Below are 19,331 nucleotides of genomic sequence, written 5' to 3' on the forward strand. Positions count from 1 at the left end.
TTATCGAAAATCTGAGGTATGCCTAGTACAAATGTCGGTCTACTTTGTGGTAATCTACTATCTAACGAAGGTTTCAAAGCACTGAGTTATCCGCTGTCGGGTGTTTGAGCCGGAGAAATGAGGAGGCTGGAAATGAGCAAATTGAGAATAGCCGTTATAGGCTGCGGTTCGATCGCGAAATATCGTCATATACCGGAATACGCAGGGAATCCTAACGTGGAGTTGGTCGCTTTTTGCGATCCGGTGTTGGAGCGGGCAGAGTCTTTTGCAGCTATCTACGGCGCACGCGCGTATCAAGATTACAAGAAGCTGCTGGAGGAAGTGAAGCCCGATGCGGTCAGCGTCTGCACTCCGAACTCACTGCATGCGCCGGTTTCGATTGCCGCGGCTAACGCAGGGGCTCATGTACTCGTTGAAAAACCGATGGCCGCATCGGAGACGGAAGGACTAGCCATGATCGAGGCAGCTAAGAGCAATAAAGTCGTCCTTATGGTGGGTCATAACCAGAGGTTGATGCCGCCTCATGTGAAGGCGAAAGAAATTCTGGATTCCGGCCGTCTTGGCCGTGTTCTTACTTTCCGCACTTCCTTCGGCCACCCGGGACCGGAGGGCTGGAGCGTCGACGGGCGCGAAAGCTGGTTTTTCCGCAAAGAAGAAGCCATTATGGGTGCGATGGGCGACCTTGGCGTACATAAGGCGGATTTGATCCGCTACCTGCTGAATGACGAAGTGGCGCAAGTGGCGGCTTTCATCGGAACGCTCGACAAACCGGGCGCCGATGTGGACGACAACGCCGTCTGCACGCTTCGCATGCGGAGCGGCGTAATCGGATCGCTGGTGGCTAGCTGGACCTACTATAAAGGCGAAGACAACAGCACGGTGTTCTGGTGCGAGAACGGCGTCATGAAGATAGGCGCGCAAGATGGCGACCAGGTAATCGTGGAGCTGCGTAACGGGACGGAAGAGAGATATAAGGTGGGAGCCATTTCCACCAACGATAAGCAAGAGTCTAGCGGCGTTATCGATGCTTTTGTTCAGGCCGTCGTGACGGGAGAGCGGCCGATCATACCCGGAGAAGAAGGCTTAAGCTCGCTTCGGGTCATCTTGGCTGCGTTCGAATCTCAAGCGACAGGCAGAATCGTGACGTTGTAATAGGGTGAAAACAAGAGCGTCCACCTCAGAAAATGAGGCGGGCGCTATTCTATTTTTCGGCTCCGTAGAGGTCAGCGGTTTGCGTCCGTCTGATCTGGTGGACGGGAACGATCTTCAGCTATGCGAGGAGTCCGCGAACCGATTGATCGCTATCGCGACGAACAGGCTGCGGGCGATCAGACTGGACATGCTCATGACGAGGTGAAGTCGGGTATTCTGAAGGACATGGTAGCCGAATAACCCGCCGACGTTCACGACTCCGGAGATATGGATGTCTCCGAAGGGGGTTAACGTTTTGTTTACCCCGGCGCCCGGGCGCAAGGGTCCATTGACGATATGCACCGTCCCGATGCTGCCGACGCTCCCGAGACAAGCATCGATTCCTATGACGAACGGGTCATCCGTCGTGCGGAAGAGCTGCTCTAGCGTATCGTCGAGATTCATCGCATGAACGGGTTGCTCTAACGTGCCGTAAAGGTCGAACAAAGGGGAACGGTATTTGCTAAGCAGGGAGCCGGAAAGAGGTCCTAACGAATCGCCGGTGCTTCGATCCGTTCCCACGCAGACGACAACGATCCGTTTGCTTAGAGGTAATAATCTGAACATGCTGCTCAGACGATTGGTGAGCCTCATGGATGCGGCAGGATCGGTAAAGGCGACTTTCGCGTTTCTATCATTCAAGGGTGACGACATTCACGCACCTCGCAAAGGCATTCTTTTCATCGTCTTCATTAGACTTAGTCACAATGATACATTATGTATCTTGAAAGTGTTGTCGGTTTTTAGCGGCTGCACGGTGAAGAAAGTACTTTTTTTTCGACGTTATAAAAATAATAAATCCCCGACAGCAAGATGCTGAAGGGGATTTATTTATTTTTCTTTAGTTGGAGCTAGAACGAAGATAGTAGCGAAAGCGTATAAACTCCGCCGTCCGCGAGCAATTGGCGCCCTAAAACAGGAGAGGCTGTCCACCGTCTTCAATAACGGTGGACAGCCTATATATTTACGCTAACGGCTTAGCGGCATACTCCATTTTTGCTGCATCAAGCATGGATTGCCAATTCTCAAAACTGGTTTCCCTCACGACATGCCGATCGAATAGTTCGCCATGCAGGTTGTTGATTTCCTCGTGCGACTTGGCTGCGAAGTTGCCCTTCTGCAGAAATTCGTCGAAGCTCTTGAAGGATGAGCACTTGCTCATGAACGCTTCGTTAAATAATAGATCCAATGAAACGAGCTTGTTATCTTCCTCGACCGTTTTCTTGCCTTGTAATTCTAGCAGTAATTCCTCAAATGAAATTGGCTTCTGTTTTCTCAGGTCATATCACTCCCAATTATGCTTTGCACTCCATCATACCATACCTCTGAAATATTAGATAATACCAAAGCTTAGGCGGTCGGATGCGAGGAACGTTGTCGAGCACGCCAGTTCGGTATTAATAATTACATCGCGCCAAGAATGAGGCCGGATATTACGAATCCCACAATATGGTAGCCGGCTGTGATCAGGAATAGAGCAAAAGAATGGTTTTCAAAAAGATAGTTCATGCCGATTTTAGCGCTAACGGCTACTCCGAGAAGCAGGCCTATGTACAATCCGTAATCCATGCGACTATCCGTCAACGTTAGAAGCAATGCCAGAATCCATACGCCGACCAGCACCGTCAATGCGGTCAGGATATAGGTTAGAGGATTCCCTCCGGACATTTCTTCCATTTTCAAGCCTACTTGTTTGGCCCAAGCCTTACCGAATAATACCGGTGAATACCAAAGAAATCCTAGCACCATCGTTGCAATAGTCGCAATAAACACTGCCCAGTAGTTTATCTCATCGAAATGAAACATTGTGTAACCTCCATTAAGTTGGTCGCGTTTTCGCGCTGAATTCATCATATCATAAAGGTTTACCGATGGAATCCCTGAAAGTCCCCGGAGTGCATCCCATTTGCTGCTTGAAGGTTTTGGAGAAGTGGAACACATCGGCAAAGCCGCAGTATTCCGCGATTTCGGCCATAGTGTTAGAGGTTGTCTTCAATAGTTCTTGCGCATACTGAAGTCGAAGAGAAATTAAATATTGATGCGGAGGGAAACCGAAGCGACGGCGGAACACCTCTCGAAACCGGGAGGGAGACAAGTGGGCGCGCTTCGCCATAGTTTCAATGGATATAGACTCTGCCAAGTGCAACGATAGATAGGAATCTACCCAATCCAGACGATGCTGCCCGGGGGCATCCCCTCTCGTAGCGCTGCTATGATCGAGAATGATGGCATGGATGAGCTGCGAGCCTAGCACTTGAGCCTCGAGCATACGCAACGGATCGGGAGAGAGCCAGGAATCGATCATTTTTAACAATAAGTCGGCGTACAGATGCGGCGACTTAAGCTGAAGCTTGACGGGAATATTCATGCCCTCGAGATCATTTAGTCTAGGCTGCATCAGATGCTGGTAAGAGGATAAGTCGAGTTGCCCGGGCTTAGTGGGAAAGCTTTTCTCCCGCTCGGGATGAAAGAAGATATCCATATGCACGAAGGGGGTTTCATTGTCGCCCGGAGATCGCAAATCGTGAGTCGTTCCGGGCTGGAGCAAACAAAACTCCCCTTCCGAGAAGCGATAATCGACTCCGTCGGCGACAACCTGCAGCTGCCCCTTGCGAATATAAATCAATAAATAATCAAGCAGTTTCCGTGAGGGGAGATAGTAGGCAGACCTTACGGCGTAGTCGGATTCGCGGATATAGGGAACGAGCGGCTGGCTTTGGTTTAGTTGAAAAAGGTTCATTTGATTCACCTTATGGTCAGTCAGATTATACAAATGAGTAAATCATTACATACAATGACTCGTCTGTCAAAACCGCTTATATTTAAGTTATTAATAACGATATTCTTATTCCTAGCGGAGGGACGATTATGAAACCCATTCATGAATTGCCGGAATTGGACAATGAACATTTGCTGCCGTCCGAACAAGTCGTCAACTATGCGAGAGACGGACATACCTTGGTTAGGGGACTCGCCAAACCGGATGAAATCTCCGTATATCGAACGATCATTAGCGATCTGGTGCGAGAGCACAATTATCAGACGAAGCCGGTCCATGAACGGGATACTTATGGTAAAGCTTTCATCCAAATCGGTAATCTCTGGCAGATGAGCGATGCGGTTAAGAAGTTTGTGTTGGCACGCCGGTTTGCCAAAGTGGCCGCGGAATTAATGGGAGTATCCGGCGTTCGCATTTACCACGACCAAGCCTTGTTCAAAGAGCCGGGGGGAGGACATACTCCGTGGCACCAAGACCAAATTTACTGGCCCTTGGATACGGATAAAACGATAACGATGTGGATGCCGCTTGTCCCCGTCTCGGAAGAAGTCGGTTCGATGACGTTCGCTTCCGCTTCCCATAAGCATGGGTATATATCCAAGCAAGTGATTTCCGATGAATCTCACAGTACCTTGAAGCAATATATCGAGAGCAAAGGCTTGGAGACCGTCAATTATGGTGCACTGTCAGCCGGAGACGCAACTTTTCATGCAGGGTGGACGTTGCACAGCCCCTTTCTTTCTTGATTTAACAAAGGAGTGTAAATTCATGGACAGGATGCTTCGCAACAAGTGGATGATCGCACTTTTCGTGATACCAGCTTTGTCGCTGTATACCTTTTTTCTTCCGTTGCCTATCGTCAAGTCAATTTATTATAGTTTTTTCGATTGGAATGTCATTGGAGCCAAAGTATTCATCGCTTTTGACAATTACCGAGAATTATTTATGCAGGATGATATTTTCTTACTCGCATTAAAGAATACATTAATATTTACGTTGGAGAGCGTATTGCTTCAGCTGCCTATCGCGCTAATCCTGGCTATCCTATTGTCAAGTAAACTTCGTGGAGTGATGTTTTTCCGCAATGTGTACTTTACTCCGGTGATCATCTCGGGAACTGCCGTTGGATTGCTTTGGCAGTTTATTTATCACTCTGATATCGGGTTATTGAATACAGTGGTCCGGGCAATTGGATTTTCAGGATTTGATAAAGCATGGTTATCCGATTCGGAGTTTGCCATTCATGCCGTCGTCATATCTGTAGCGTGGCAATATTTCGGCTACCATATGGTTATTTTTTTGGCGGGCATGTCTACCATACATTCGGAAGTTCTTGAATCGGCTCGTATTGATGGAGCTAGCGAATGGAAGGTGCTTTGGCATATTCTTCTTCCTCTGATGAAGCCTTTTATCGCGATTAGTCTGATACTCATCACAACAAGCTCGGTGAAAGCGTTTGATAATGTTATTGCACTGACGGGAGGAGGGCCGGCGCGTTCTTCGACTGTTTTGGCGTTGCATATGTACAGTACGGCATTTCAACAAATGAGGTACGGCTTCGGCAGCGCGGTATCCGTATTCCTTCTTGGTTTGAATATGTTCATCACTCTGCTTATTTCTCTTATGTTCAGACAGGGTAGAGAGAGTAGGGGGGGCTGAAAAATGAGTTTAAATCAATTCGTGAAGCGTACATTTCTCTACGGGTTTTTATTCTTGATTGCCATCGTCGTACTTTATCCGCTTGCATGGGTTTATATGAGCGCATTTAAAACCCAGGACGATTTCTTTCTTCATCCCTGGGGGATTCCACGATCTTTCCATCTTGAAGGGTTTAGAAAGGTAATTACAGAGCACCACTTGCATTTGAATATATTGAACAGCGCTGTGATCTCCATTCTAACCGTAGGGATCGTTATGTTATTGGCGACAACCGAGGCATTTGGGCTTACCCGTCTGAAATGGAAAGGAAGCAAGTTTGTTCTGGCTTTCTTCTTGCTTGGTCTGTTGATACCGGTACATTCCACTTTAATACCTATATATATTAGTTTGCAAGGATTAAGGGAATATCTGGACCCGCGTTTAGTTATTGTGCTTCCTTATGCCGTATTTGGTTTGCCGACGGCGATCATGATTCTTTCCGGATATTTCTCAACACTTCCACGGGAGCTGGAAGAATCGGCGGTTTTGGACGGAAGTTCAATACCCGGGGTTTTTGCGCGGATCATAATACCGATTTCCGCCCCGGCAATGTCAACAGTGGCCATTTTCACTTTTATGGGAACATGGAATGAGTTGTTGTTTTCACTTGTGTTTCTAATAAAGTCTGAATATCAGACCGTTCCCGTCGCGATTTTGCAATTTATGGGCCTTTCCACGGACTGGCCTAAAGTGCTTGCCAGCATTTCGCTCACCATCGCGCCAAGCCTTGTGGTTTATATGTTCTTGCAAAATAAAATTATCCAAGGCGTTACAGCAGGATCTGTAAAGGGTTAGTCTTGAATGCCAAAACGGATTAATGGAGGTTTATAAATGATACAGATGATGTTAAACGGAGAGGATTGGACCTTAACCGGGTATTATAGAAATCAGTGGCGCTCCAAGGTATCCATGGAGTTGGGCAGGCAAATTCTCCCCAACATTCCCGAGATCAAGGCGACAGTGCCTGGAGCCGTACAAATGGACCTGCGCAGTGCGGGATGGTTGGGCGATTTTAATCAAGGTTTGGAAAGCTTGAATGAAGAGTGGGTATACAATCGCGACTGGTTTTTTGAGAAGCGGATTTTCATTCCCTCCGGATGGGTGCAAGACCGCTGTGAATTGATTTTGGAAGGTCTTGATTTCGAGGGCGAGATCTATCTTAACGGACATAAAATGACGGAATTTGAAGGCATGTTCCGGCCATTATCTTTGGATGTAACGGAGATCATCAAAGAAAACGAAGAAAACTGTCTGCAAATCGTATTTTGTGCCGGACCGGAAGTCGATGGACAAGTCGGGTTTTCTCATCTCATTACCAAGCTGAAGTCGCGATTTAACTACGCTTGGGATTGGTGTCCGCGCATTACACCGGTGGGGATATGGCGTGACGTGTATTTGCGTACTTTTCGAGAGGTGAAGATCCTTGATTTTTACCCCGAAACCTCACTCAATGATGAATTCAATATCGGAGAGTTGCATTATCAAGTTGAAGTGGAGGTATTCACCCCCGGTGAATATACGTTCGACTGCAATCTTAAGGACGATACCGGCGAAAACCGTTTTCACAAGAAGGTAAAAATGTTTTTGCCGGGCGGGAAGCGGAAGGTAGGATGGAAGGAAATTGTTGGGTCAGTCCAGCTGTGGTGGCCTAATGGATTGGGAGATCAACCCTTATATTTCGCATCATTAGAAATCATGAACGAAAGCGGACTCACTTGCGATGATTCGCAAAAGCAGGTTGGATTTCGAACAATTGAATTTGTTCAAAATCCGGGAGCACCATCGGACTCGCTTGCTTATAGTTGTATCGTCAATGGTCATACGATTTTTCTAAAAGGAATCAATTGGGTGCCGATTACTCCGTATTACGGAGCGGTTACCACGGAGCAGTACAGGGAAACGCTTGGACGATTCAAAATGATGAATGTGAATCTCATTCGAGTATGGGGCGGAGCCATTATCGAGAAGGAAGAGTTTTATCTTTATTGTGATCAACAGGGACTTCTCGTTTGGCAGGAATTTCTGCAGTCGTCAAGCGGTCTGACTAACCTTCCGCCGGTTATCCCGGAATTGTTGAAAGATCTAGAAACCGTCTCACGAATTGCAATCAAAGAGAAACGTTCACATCCTAGTCTGGCTATATGGTGCGGTGGAAACGAACTCATGTGGGATGGATTCTTACCTGTTGACGAGCGGCATATCAACATCGGCATGTTACAAAAAATCGTCAGGGAACTGGACCCGAGCCGATACTTTCTGCCTAGCAGCGCGTCCGGTCCTAAATTCTTAGCATCCGAAGAAGACTTCGGCAAAGGCTTGCATCATGACGTACACGGACCATGGCTCTATTTGGGTGAGAACACGCACTATCGTTTTTATAACAATGACGATTCTCTCTTGCGTTCGGAGACAGGGACCCCTGGTGTTTCCAGGGCCGAGTTACTTCGCTCGTTTGCCGGAAAGCATCAAGTTTGGCCGCCTACTTCGGACAACCCGTTATGGGTTCATAGAGGCTCATGGTGGATTCCGTGGAATGAAATAAGCCAATTATTCGGACCCTGGGATCTGGAACGTGACGAAACCGAGGTCTTCGCTCAGTGTAGTCGATATGCCCAAATGGAATCGTTGCGTTACGGCGTGGAAGCTACTCGGCGCCGTGAGCCTACGGCATCCGGATTTATCGTTTGGATGGGCAATGAACCCTTCGCCAATTATGCCAATACGTCGTTACTGGAGTATGACGGCATTCCGAAACCGGCCTATTATGCGATGAAGTCCGCCTTTGCCGACTGCCATGTTTCTTTGAAATATGATCGAATCGCTTATCAAGCCGGGGAAACGTTTAGTGGAGAAGCGTTTGTGCATTTGGAATCGAACTTTCTGAATAAAGCGAACATAAAAGGGATGAACCTGCAAATTGAAATTATCGATATGTTCGGGTCGATCAAGAAACGGATCGATTTACCGATTACAGATCGCGGTTATGTTGGTAGCGTGAACTGGGAAATCGAAGATTACGGACACTCCCTATTCAATGTTCGACTCGTTCTATGGAATCAAGATCAAAGGTTGGATTGCAACGATTACTTGTTCACGATAAACGCTGATTTCCCGTTCAAGCCTTTACGCGACCTTCCTCTTTCCAATGTACAGATATCGCAGGGCGTATTAGAGAATACGATGACTTTCACGAATGATTCACCGATTACCGCAGTCGGCGTGATGATCAGGGAGAAGGATGCCAGTATGCCGTTGCATCTTGAACGCAATTATTTATTGATTCACCCTGGCGAGGAAGTAACTCTTCGCTCATTAGGCGGCGAATACTCATTGAAGAACATTATCATTGAAGGATTGAATGTATAGAGGGAAGGCGCAAAATAAAAGTTTGGGAGGAAGAACAAGATGGAATTGAAAATTGGTGTTGTACAAATGGATTGTGTGTTGAAGGATAAGGAAGCCAATATGCAAAAGGCGGAAGAGTATCTTAATCAAACGGGAGCGAACGTGGATGTGCTTTGTTTACCCGAATTGTTTACGACAGGTTATCATCTTGATTTGATCAAAGAGGATTTCTATACTTTGGCCGAAACGGTACCTGGCCCCACTGTTAATCGGTTGGCGGAAAAGGCGAAAAAGTATAACACAGCGATTATAGCTAATATTGTGGAAAAAGATTCGCTTCTAGAAGCCGTGTTATACGATACAACATTTGTGATTGACGAGGAAGGCAGATATCTCGGAAAATATCGGAAAGTTCACCTTTACCCTACGGAACATCAGTATTTCCGGAGCGGATCGGAATTTCCGGTATTTGAGATACGCGGAGTGAAAATAGGAATCGCAACATGCTATGATCATGCGTTTGAAGAAATGTTTCGCATTATGGCACTTAAAGGCGCTGAAGTGATTTTCATTCCGTCAGCGGTTCCTAAGAATTACGAATATTTACTGAACCTTCGTACACGCGCCCGAGCGCAAGATAATCAAATTTTTACGGTGGCCATTAATCGAATCGGAACGGAAGATAAGGTTACGTATTGCGGTTTGAGTAAAATCGTTAATCCTCGCGGGGAAGTCGTCTGTGAAGCGGGAGATGAAGAAGGAGTCTTGATCGGTACAATCGATTTATCGCTCATCTTGAAAGAACGCAAACAAGAGCCGATTTTACGAAGCAGAAGACCTGAATTATATGGAGCTCTGGCAGAGAACCTGGAATCCCAAAACTAATATATAGGCAGGTCAGAAAATAGATGCAAACAGAATACAATAATCGTCAGGTGACACCTTTACTGGAAGTGGGCAATCAGAAACCAATTGATGTCGGATGCGGACGTTTGTCAGCCAGCATTGGTCTTGACGGACAGGTTCGTTCGGTAAATGGTTATCATCCACAACAAGGATTCATCACTTTGACTTCGATTGAACAGTTTCCGAATGATAAGTGGTATGACAGCAGCTACGTTCGCCGTTACCGCAGAGGGTTGGTTGATCCATTAAAAGGGGAAAGCACGGCGCTTGGCTTCGGCATCAGGTATCAAGAGAAAGTTGTTGAGCAGTCTGTTTTTTATTTGGAAGGAAAAGCGCCAGTTTTTCGCTATCAGTTCGAAAAGGCCGAAGTTAATTCCTTGTTTGTAGCAACTGAAAAGAATGAAAAAGGCTATTTAATTCAAAGAGTCGAAGTCATAAACAAAAGCGATAAAGAAATTGTTTTTCCCTATACTGTCAGCGGACTATTCAGCTTAAACCGCTGCAGTTACGGACAATTGACGGAAGGAGGCCCTATTCCGATACCTCCATTGGAAAACAGAGTGGATATTCAAAGCAACCATATTTCTATTTGTAATCAGCATCTATCTGCCAGGGCCGATATCATGTTGTTTAGCGGTCAGGATGCGCTGATCCTTTCACCCTTACAGGAAAAAGCGAATGAACCGGTAAATTATGAATATGAGACAGAACTCACTTTGGGTAAAGGAGAAAGCCGGTTCATTAGCATGGTTTACACACTCTCCTCTCAGGAAGAAAGAGAGTTGGAACTTACGCACTCCGATGTAGAAGAACTGATCGCCAAGGCGATTCAGGATTTACCTAAATGGAATAAAACAGCATTTGCCCAAGGCGAGAAAGTGGAAGCAGCTCAGTTTATCATTCAACGGAATCTTGACTATATCATGTCCTGCTGTTCCGTGCCGATTGGTGATGAGTACGTTTGTGTGATCACCGATCACCAACTGCTGCCATTGTCATGGAATCGGGATGCCTATTATATGATGCAGCTCTTATTGGAATCGGAGAGAAAATCGGGGTTCCTATTTGAAGATTCCTATCGAACAGAATGGAAATGTCATATACAACGGATTGTTAAAGGGCATTTGCTTTGGATGTTTGAAAAGGCCGACCGTCCTCTTCGATATTGGGGGCGTGCATATTTGACCAACGGTCTCAGTAAGGATAATGTGTTCCAATTCGATCAGCAATGTTATCCGCTGCTGGAGCTTTGTGATTACTACGCACAGTTCGGCGACAAAGAGACGGTCAAACGAGTGCTGCCGATTGTCAAAGAAGTGCTTGATATGATCATGGACTACAAACATGAGGAAAAGTGGCTTTTTAAGACGGGAGAGACTCCGGCTGATGACAAAGTGGATTATCCCTATCATTTTTCCAGCCAGGTACTTGCATGGTATACCTTACAGCAATTATCCGGAATGAACGAAGAGTTTTCTTTTTGCGATAAGGATTTATCAGAATGGGCGGATCAGGTGAAGAAAGATTGCATACAATCATTTAGCACTCATCATAATGGGAAAGAACTGTTTGCTTATCTGACGGACTTGAAAGGCAACTTCCAGAAGTATCATGACGCGAACGACCTCCCTGCGGTGTATGCTCCAATCTGGGGATTCTGCGGTAGAGATGACGCTAAATGGATCCATACGATGGAATTTGGATTCAGTGAAGAAAATAAAGGTGGGTTTTATATAGGCCGTTTTGGCGGATTGGGATCTGTACACACGCCTCATCCATGGCCGTTAGGGGATGCGCAGGAGCTGCTGTACAGTGAGTTGACGGGAGATGCGGTTCGGCGGGACAAGGTTTTTCACAAGCTTGTGGAGCTAGTTCAATGGGATGGACTGTTTTCAGAGGCCATACATGAAGAAACAGGAAAAGTGCAATCTCGACACTGGTTCTCTTGGCCGGGCGCGTTCATAGCCACTGTGTTTTGTATCACTATTTTCAGAAGTACGGGGAGAAGTTTTTAATGAAAATCGTGATTGCTCCGGACTCCTTTAAAGGAAGCATTTCTGCCCGAAAAGCTGCATTGGCGATTCAAGAAGGAATTCTCCGAGCGGGTCCAAATATTGAAACTGTGATTGTACCCATGGCTGATGGTGGCGAAGGAACAGTCGAGAGCCTCGTTGCCGCAACAAACGGTCACTTGCAAGAAGTTGTTGTGAAAGACCCATTGGGACGAGATGTTAACGCTGTTTACGGGATATTAGGTCACGACAATACTTGTGTGATCGAGATCGCGAGCGCTTCCGGGCTTCCTTTATTAAGAAAAGAAGAACGAAATCCAATGCTCACCACCAGCTATGGGACGGGGGAGTTGATTCTTCACGCGTTGAATAAAGGATGCCGCAAATTCATAATTGGATTGGGCGGAAGCGGGACGAATGATGGTGGAGCGGGAATGCTTCAAGCACTGGGCATAAAGCTCCTAGATTCGGGGGGGAAACATCTCCCTTTCGGAGGCGGAAGTCTTGATCTATTGGCGGATATTGATTTAAGCGGATTGGACCCGAGAGTTCGTGAAGCTGAATTTATTGTTGCCTGTGACGTCGATAATCCATTGGTCGGACCAAGCGGCGCTTCGGCTGTATATGGACCGCAAAAAGGTGCTACACCGGAAATGGTGGAGGTGCTGGACCGAAATATAAACCATTATGCAAATATAATTGAAAAGAAAACCAATATCTCGATTCACCATAAATTCGGTGCGGGTGCCGCCGGAGGTTTAGGGGGAGCGTTTCAAGCCTTTTTCAATGCTAAAATGGAAAGAGGAATTGAAATTATCATGAAGCAAACCGGATTGAAGCAGAAGCTTTATGGTGCTTCCCTCCTCATCACCGGAGAAGGGCAGATGGATTTCCAAACAGCCCGCGGCAAAACTCCTGCTGGTGTTGCCCGGTTGGCGAAAAGCATGGGAATCCCGACATTTGCTATTGTAGGAAGTATAGGGCCTGGAATTGAACAACTGAGTAACATGGGTATCGAAGCTGTATTCAGCATCGTCAATAAGCCGATGGATATAAAGGAAGCCATGAAAGACAGCTATGATCTATTATCATCGGCAGCTGAGCAAGTGGTGCGAGTTTATTTGTCAAGGTAACAGTTGTACGATTGTCGGGTCACCACCGAATGTGTTTCCAAATGAGCGACCAATTATGATACAGGCAGCCTATTAGGCTGCCCTTTTCATTATCTATTAGAATATTTTCCAAAAGCAATGCTGAGCAATTATCGTCACCATAAGAATTACAAGTTAAAGTAACTATTCAGCAGTGCAAATTTGTGTCGCGAAGTTAAACTGCTTCAGTACGTTTCTTAAAGAACGTCTTCAAAGCCTGATAAATCTCGCCTTTCTCCTTAATGATGTAATACAGGAACTGTTGATGCTCCAGATGCTTGTAGGCGGACATCAGCGTGCTCGATCGATTGTACTGGTTCACTTCCCCGTAGCCGAAGATATTCGAGCGCTCGAGCAGCTCTTTAATTAATCTTACGCAACGCTCGTTGTCGCTCGTCAGGTTGTCCCCGTCCGAGAAGTGGAATGGATAGATATTATACAGCGTTGGCGAGTACCGGCTGTCGATGATCTCCAATGCTTTCACGTAAGCCGACGAGCAGATCGTGCCCCCGCTTTCGCCGCGGGTGAAGAACTCCTCCTCGGTTACTTCCTTCGCTTCCGTATGGTGCGCGATAAAGACGATGTCGACTTTTTCATACTGCCGCCTTAGAAACCGGCTCATCCAGAAGAAGAACGAGCGAGCGCAGTACTTCTCGAAGCTTCCCATCGACCCGGACGTATCCATCATAGCCAAAATAACCGCATTGTTCTGCGGCTTGACGATTTCCTCCCAGGTTTTGAAACGCAGATCGTCCGGGCTGATTCCTCCGATCTCGGATTTGCCGTCTCTTGAATTGCGCAGTAGATTCTCGAGGATCGTCCGCTTCTTGTCGATGTTGGACATGATGCCTTTGCGCCGCACGTCGGTGAACCGTATATCCTTCACTTCGATCTGCTGTTTATCCTTCTTCTTAAGGTAGGGCAGCTCTAGCTCCTCGAACAGCATCGTCTCAAGCTCGGCAATGGAGATTTCGGCTTCGACCACGTCGTCCCCGGGCTCCGAACCCGCGCCTTCCCCTTTGCCGCCGGCCGGCGTAGGATCGACTCCGATCACGTCTCCCACTTGACTATCCCCGTTGCCTTGACCGACATGTTTCTTTTTGTTCGTGTTATATACGAAATGATATTCATCCAAGCTTCGAATCGGAATCTTTATGATTTGCCGCCCGTCGGACATGATAATATTTTCTTCGGAAATAAGATCGGGCAAGTTCTGCTTAATCGCGTCTCGCACCTTCTGCTGATGGCGTGCTTGATCCTGGTAGCCTTTACGGTGAAGCGACCAATCTTCCCGGGACAATATAAACGAGGAGTGATTCATGGCGGGCCCCCATTCGCTTTATTTTTGAAAGGATGTATTATTCAATATATTCAAGCGAAGCCAAACGATGAGTCCAATCCGCTCAATGCGCGCTGATGAATTTTCTTTACCATTAACAGTGACTGCCATTCTGCGTTTCGATAGATTAAAATAGAAGAAGAATCGATTTTGTGACTTCGGGAGGAATTAAGGCCTCATGAAATTTATACATACCGCCGATTGGCATCTCGGTAAACTTGTGCAGGGCGTCTATATGACGGAAGATCAGCGCTTCGTGCTGAAGCAATTGGTGGAGGTCGTGAAGCGGGAGCGGCCGGATGCCGTGGTCATTGCCGGGGATTTGTACGATCGGGCGATACCGCCGACGGAGGCGGTCGAACTATTGGACGGGCTATTCAGGGAAATCGTCGTGGAGCTGAATACTCCGCTGCTCGCGATCTCGGGCAATCACGATAGTCCGGATAGGCTTAATTTCGCCACGGCTATTATGGAAGCGAGAGGGTTGCACCTAGTTGGGCAGATGAAGCCGACGACGTTCAAGCCTGTAATATTGCGCGACGAATACGGGGAAGTCCATTTTCATCTCGTGCCTTATGCCGATCCGGCGCAGGTGCGTTATGCGTTCGAGGATGAAAATATCCGGTCGCACGACGATGCGATGAAAGCGATAGTAGGGCGGATAGAGGGGACGAAGGACCCTGCGGCGCGGCATGTATTCGTTGGACATGCATTCGTGACGCCGGGGGCAAGATCGGAGGAGAACACGAGCCAATCGGAAAGGCCTTTGTCCATCGGCGGCGCGGAGTACGTCCATTCGGAATATTTCAAGGCTTTTCATTACACGGCGCTCGGCCATCTCCATCAGGCGCATCATGTATCGGACGAGACGATCCGTTATTCCGGCTCTCCGCTTAAATACTCCATATCCGAGGAAGCTCACCGCAAAGGGTTTCTTATCGTGGAGATCGATGGAGCAGGAACGGTCACCGTTGATAAAAGAGAGCTGAAGCCGCGCAGGGACATGCGTCGCGTCGTGGCCCCCATCGAGGAGATCGAGCGGCATGCGGTGTGCGAGGATTACGTGTTCGTGACGCTTCTGAACGACAATCCGGTTCTTTTTCCGATGGAGAAAGTTCGCGCGGTATACCCGAATGCGCTTCACGTGGAGCGTAAAGTGACAGTGTCTGTCGGTTCGGGCACGGATGTAGCTGAAGGCGATGGCGTGGCAAGGAAAGAAGCGGATCCGGTCGCATTGTTCGCTGCCTTCTATCAGGAAGTAAAAGGAATACCCCTTACGGAGGACAAGCAAAAGTTGTTCGCGAATACATACGCCGACGTGCTGCGGGAAGAGGGGGGAGCGGTATGAAGCCGATTCGATTGAGCATGACCGCTTTCGGGCCTTACCGCGATACGGAGTCGATAGACTTTAGTCTGCTAGAAGACCGCCGCTTGTTCGTGATATCCGGGAATACCGGAGCGGGTAAAACATCGATTTTCGACGCCATCTGCTTCGCGTTATACGGGAGCGCCAGCGGGGAAGATCGCGCGGAGCCTCGGATGCTCAGGAGTCATTTTGCCGAGGATGAGGTACATACATCGGTTGACTATCATTTTTCGGTAGGTTCGCGGACATACCGCGTCTTTCGCCAGATGCCCCATCGAAGAGAAGGAAACAAGAGCGAAACGGGCGGCAAAGCGGAGCTGTACGAGACGACGTCGGGCGTGGAAGTACCGTGCATCGACCGGTTTACCGTGTCGGACGTGAATTTGAAGATGGAGTCCGTCATCGGGTTAACTAGGGAGCAATTCAGCCAGATCGTCATGCTGCCACAGGGTGAATTCCGCAAGCTGCTGACGTCCGACACGGAAAATAAGGAAGAGATTTTGCGGCGGATTTTCCGAACGGGATTGTATCAGAAGATCGAGGATCGGTTTCAGCGGCAAAACCGCGAGCTGCAGGATGCGCTGAAGCAAGCGAAGGCGATGCAGGACGTTTACGTGAAGCAAGCGCAGGAGTCGTTGCCGCAGCGGGACGGAAGCTTGCTGTCGGTCACATTGCAGCAGGAATACAGCAGCATGGTGCAAGTGTCGGAAGGACTCGCTCAAGAGATTAGCCATTACGAGACGCAAGCGGCCGAGATTGAGGTTGGCAAAGCGGCGATCGCGGAGAGGTTGAACGCTCAGGAGTTGGCGTTGCGAGAGGCGCTGGCTTTGGAGAATAGATTCGTTCAATTGGAGGAGAAAAGGACGCTGCTAGAGCGGATGGAAGTTCGCAAAGCGGAGATTGGCGAGAGCGAACGAGTGGTTAAGCTGGCAGAGCAGGCAGCCAGGATTGAGCCTTACGAAGAGCAGACCATGGCGGCGGTTCGCCAGTTGGAGCTGAAGCTCGTCGAGCACGAGCGCAAGCTTCGGGATTTAGCTGAAGCGGAGCGCGGGCATGCGGCAGCTGAGCAGCGGCATCGCGGCGAGGAAGCTCGCGACGCGGAGCGCAAGGAAGCCGATCGGGAGCTTGCGCGGCTTGCCGAGCTTAAGCCGATCGTGCAGACGCTCGAAGAGCGCAGGGGCGAAGTGGCGCGGCTATTGGCGGAGGAGCAAGCTAGTTCGTCGGGTCGCGAGACGATGGAGCGGCAGCTTGAAGCGCTTCGGGAAGAGAAGCGGAATAACGCTGAGCAGCTGAAGTTGGCTGAATCGGAGGCCGTTAAGCTTCCGGAAATCTTGCAGCAATATGAGCAGATGAAGGACAAGTATAAGCTGCTGAAGGAATTGGCGGATCTTGATAAGCGAATAGCCGAATTCTCGAAGCACGAGTCGGACAGAGTGGAGGTTGCGCAGCTTCTTAGAGCCGATCATGATCAACTGGAATCGTTATGGCTGGAGGGGCAAGCCGGCTTATTAGCCGCCCATCTTCATGATGGAAAGCCTTGTCCGGTATGCGGCAGCGAAGAGCATCCGGATAAAGCGTCTGCCGCTTTGTCGAGCATCCCTTCCCGTGAAGGCCTTCAAGTTGCTAAGGACAAGCTGCGCATAGCGGAGCAAGAGCTTAGCGAAACGAAGGCGCAAGCGGCTGCGGCGAGTGCCGGCAAGAACGAGAGATCCGCGCTCATGTCCGAATATGGGATAACGGATGAGTCTTTTGAAGACCAACTCTCTCGCGCCGAAGAGGAAGGGAAACTTCTCCGTTTGGAGACAGATCGGTTGAAGCAACATGCGGAATGGGCAAAGTCGCACAGAGAAAGCGCTGAGCAGCTCGATCTTCAATTAGAGAAGCTTCAGGCCGAACGGGAACGGCTGATTTCAGAGCAGCATCGAATTTCCGTAGACAGAAGCACTAAGCAGTCCTTGCTGGACAATGAACTCAGCAGAATTCCCGAGACGTTGAGATCTCCGGGTCAGCTTGCTTCGCGTATCGCCGAGCAAACGACGCAAGCGAACAAGCTTAATGAGGCTTGGCAGGAGGCGCAGCGGCAGCTTCAAGCCATGCAGGCTCGTCTCGTCGAAGGGAAGACGAACGCAGTACAAGCAGCAAGCCAATTGGAAGAAGCGGCGAAGCAAAGAGAACAGGTTGGACGGAGATTCGAAGAGGAGTTGGCGCGTTCCGGGTTCGCGGCGGTTGAAGCTTACCAAGCCGCCAAACTTCCTGAAGCCGAGAGGAACGACAGAAATCGCATTATCGATGAGTTCAAGTCGCAGATCTCCTCTCTGTTGCTTCAGATTGCCGAGCTGGAGCGGGAATTAGCAGGGCAGGAACGCCCGATTCCCGCTTCGCTTCAAGATGCGATCGTCGAGCTGAAAGGGCAGTTGGAGCAAATCTCCGCGGAGCTTCATACCGTGCAGCGAAATAGGCATGAAGCTGAGAGATTGCTCGCCGCGATAGCGAAGGCGGTCGAGCAGTTCCTGGAGTTGGAGCTCAAGCAGCAACAGGTGTCCGATATCTATCAGATGCTTAAGGGAGATAATCCGCTGAAAATCTCATTCGAGCGCTATATTCTCATCGAGTTCTTAGAGCAGATTCTTCATGCGGCAAACGCTAGGCTTAACGATTTATCCAACGGTCAATTTACGCTTCAACGTAGCGACCGGTTAGAGACGAGAGGGAAGCAAAGCGGTCTCGGGCTCGACGTTTACGATGCTTATACGGGTCAGAACCGCGATGTGAAGTCGATGTCCGGCGGCGAGAAGTTTAACGCGTCGCTCTGTCTGGCGCTTGGAATGACGGACGTTATCCAGGCGTATCAAGGCGGCATATCCATCGAGATGATGTTCATCGACGAGGGCTTCGGGTCGTTGGACGAGGATTCCTTGAACAAGGCGATCACGACGCTGATCGACCTGCAAAGATCCGGCCGCATGATCGGGGTCATTTCTCACGTTCAAGAGCTGAAGCAAGCTTTCCCGGCAGTGCTCGAAGTAAGCAAAACCAAGGAAGGCCACAGCCGCACGGCGATCGTGCTTAAATAGTCTAAAGGGAGTCACCCACAAAAGATGGGTGGCTCCCTTTTCACGCCGAAAGTGCCCCAGACCAACCAAATGCCCGTGCCAGGAACGCTTATTTCGCCGAAATCGCCACTAACCAACCAAATACCCGTGCCAGAAACGGCTATTTCGCAATAACGGAACGAGGTTTCGCTATCTTGCCGAAACAAACCCCCGCAGCCGCAATAACGGAACGAGGTTCCGCTATCTTGCCGAAACAACCCCCCGCAGCCGTAATAACGGAACGAGGTTCCGCTATCTTGCCGAAACAACCCCCCGCAGCCGCAATAACGGAACGAGTGGACCTCTGTCAAGAAAGTGGACACTCAATAAGAGAATTTAACTAATGTTACTGTAGTAAAGGGCTTCGAAACGTAAAGGTGATACGTAACCCAATGAACCATGGATTCTCTTACGGTTGTAGAAAAGCTCAATATACTCAAACATCTCTTGTT

General features: G+C 48.7%; 16 protein-coding genes. 10 read left to right on the plus strand and 6 right to left on the minus strand.

Annotation, left to right across the window (positions count from 1 at the left end):
- The first annotated feature begins 132 nt into the window (after positions 1–132).
- Positions 133–1,152 carry a Gfo/Idh/MocA family protein gene (locus E2980_RS19005; protein ID WP_135153799.1) on the plus strand — a complete coding sequence of 340 codons (1,020 nt, stop codon included), beginning with the start codon at positions 133–135 and terminating at the stop codon, positions 1,150–1,152.
- A gap of 114 nt (positions 1,153–1,266) precedes the next feature.
- On the opposite strand, the gene yyaC is transcribed toward E2980_RS19005, so the two are convergent.
- The 4 genes from yyaC to E2980_RS19025 all read right to left on the minus strand — a co-directional run bounded on the left by yyaC (position 1,267) and on the right by E2980_RS19025 (position 3,931).
- Positions 1,267–1,845, minus strand: a complete 579-nt coding sequence (yyaC, locus tag E2980_RS19010) for a spore protease YyaC (protein WP_135153800.1) — start codon at positions 1,843–1,845, stop codon at positions 1,267–1,269.
- 310 nt (positions 1,846–2,155) lie between these two features.
- A complete protein-coding gene (locus tag E2980_RS19015; protein ID WP_420808662.1) occupies positions 2,156–2,353 on the minus strand; it encodes a hypothetical protein in 198 nt (65 codons plus the stop codon).
- A 242-nt stretch (positions 2,354–2,595) separates the two neighbouring features.
- Positions 2,596–2,997, minus strand: a complete 402-nt coding sequence (locus E2980_RS19020; RefSeq protein WP_167747186.1) for a DUF1761 domain-containing protein — start codon at positions 2,995–2,997, stop codon at positions 2,596–2,598.
- Positions 2,998–3,046: 49 nt separating this feature from the next.
- A complete protein-coding gene (locus E2980_RS19025) occupies positions 3,047–3,931 on the minus strand; it encodes a helix-turn-helix transcriptional regulator (protein ID WP_135153820.1) in 885 nt (294 codons plus the stop codon).
- Between the two features lie 128 nt (positions 3,932–4,059).
- Here E2980_RS19025 and E2980_RS19030 point away from each other — a divergent pair, with 128 nt between their 5' ends.
- From E2980_RS19030 to E2980_RS19060, 7 genes are read left to right on the plus strand one after another with little or no spacing between them, the layout of a single operon-like run.
- Positions 4,060–4,716 carry a phytanoyl-CoA dioxygenase family protein gene (locus tag E2980_RS19030; RefSeq protein WP_135153803.1) on the plus strand — a complete coding sequence of 219 codons (657 nt, stop codon included), beginning with the start codon at positions 4,060–4,062 and terminating at the stop codon, positions 4,714–4,716.
- Positions 4,717–4,738: 22 nt separating this feature from the next.
- Positions 4,739–5,629, plus strand: a complete 891-nt coding sequence (locus tag E2980_RS19035; RefSeq protein ID WP_205699994.1) for a carbohydrate ABC transporter permease — start codon at positions 4,739–4,741, stop codon at positions 5,627–5,629.
- Between the two features lie 3 nt (positions 5,630–5,632).
- Complete coding sequence (locus E2980_RS19040) at positions 5,633–6,463, plus strand: carbohydrate ABC transporter permease (protein ID WP_135153805.1); 831 nt, start codon at positions 5,633–5,635, stop codon at positions 6,461–6,463.
- Positions 6,464–6,499: 36 nt separating this feature from the next.
- Positions 6,500–9,034 carry a glycoside hydrolase family 2 protein gene (locus E2980_RS19045; protein ID WP_135153806.1) on the plus strand — a complete coding sequence of 845 codons (2,535 nt, stop codon included), beginning with the start codon at positions 6,500–6,502 and terminating at the stop codon, positions 9,032–9,034.
- 39 nt (positions 9,035–9,073) lie between these two features.
- Positions 9,074–9,898 (plus strand): carbon-nitrogen hydrolase family protein, encoded by an 825-nt coding sequence (locus tag E2980_RS19050; protein WP_135153807.1) that lies wholly within the window; start codon positions 9,074–9,076, stop codon positions 9,896–9,898.
- 23 nt (positions 9,899–9,921) lie between these two features.
- Positions 9,922–11,934, plus strand: a complete 2,013-nt coding sequence (locus E2980_RS19055; protein ID WP_135153808.1) for a glycoside hydrolase family 125 protein — start codon at positions 9,922–9,924, stop codon at positions 11,932–11,934.
- Complete coding sequence (locus E2980_RS19060) at positions 11,934–13,064, plus strand: glycerate kinase (protein WP_135153809.1); 1,131 nt, start codon at positions 11,934–11,936, stop codon at positions 13,062–13,064. Before E2980_RS19055 ends, E2980_RS19060 begins: the two co-directional genes overlap by 1 nt.
- Before the next feature lie 193 nt (positions 13,065–13,257).
- Here E2980_RS19060 and yhbH read toward each other — a convergent pair whose 3' ends face one another.
- The gene (gene yhbH, locus E2980_RS19065) at positions 13,258–14,403 is read right to left on the minus strand and encodes a sporulation protein YhbH (protein WP_135153810.1); all 1,146 of its coding nucleotides are present in this window, start codon (positions 14,401–14,403) and stop codon (positions 13,258–13,260) included.
- A gap of 196 nt (positions 14,404–14,599) precedes the next feature.
- On the opposite strand from yhbH, the gene E2980_RS19070 reads away from it, so the two are divergent.
- Positions 14,600–15,769, plus strand: coding sequence for an exonuclease SbcCD subunit D (locus tag E2980_RS19070; protein WP_135153811.1), 1,170 nt, complete (start codon positions 14,600–14,602; stop codon positions 15,767–15,769).
- Positions 15,766–18,861: an AAA family ATPase gene (locus tag E2980_RS19075; protein ID WP_135153812.1), complete on the plus strand. Its 3,096-nt coding sequence runs from the start codon at positions 15,766–15,768 to the stop codon at positions 18,859–18,861. The genes E2980_RS19070 and E2980_RS19075 overlap by 4 nt, the downstream gene beginning before the upstream one ends.
- Positions 18,862–19,215: 354 nt before the next feature.
- On the opposite strand, the gene E2980_RS25180 is transcribed toward E2980_RS19075, so the two are convergent.
- Positions 19,216–19,323, minus strand: coding sequence for an IS3 family transposase (locus E2980_RS25180; RefSeq protein ID WP_420808602.1), 108 nt, complete (start codon positions 19,321–19,323; stop codon positions 19,216–19,218).
- Between the last annotated feature and the right edge of the window lie 8 nt (positions 19,324–19,331).

It is taken from the genome of Cohnella luojiensis, from assembly GCF_004564235.1.
Classification (GTDB): Bacteria; Bacillota; Bacilli; order Paenibacillales; family Paenibacillaceae; genus Cohnella; species Cohnella luojiensis.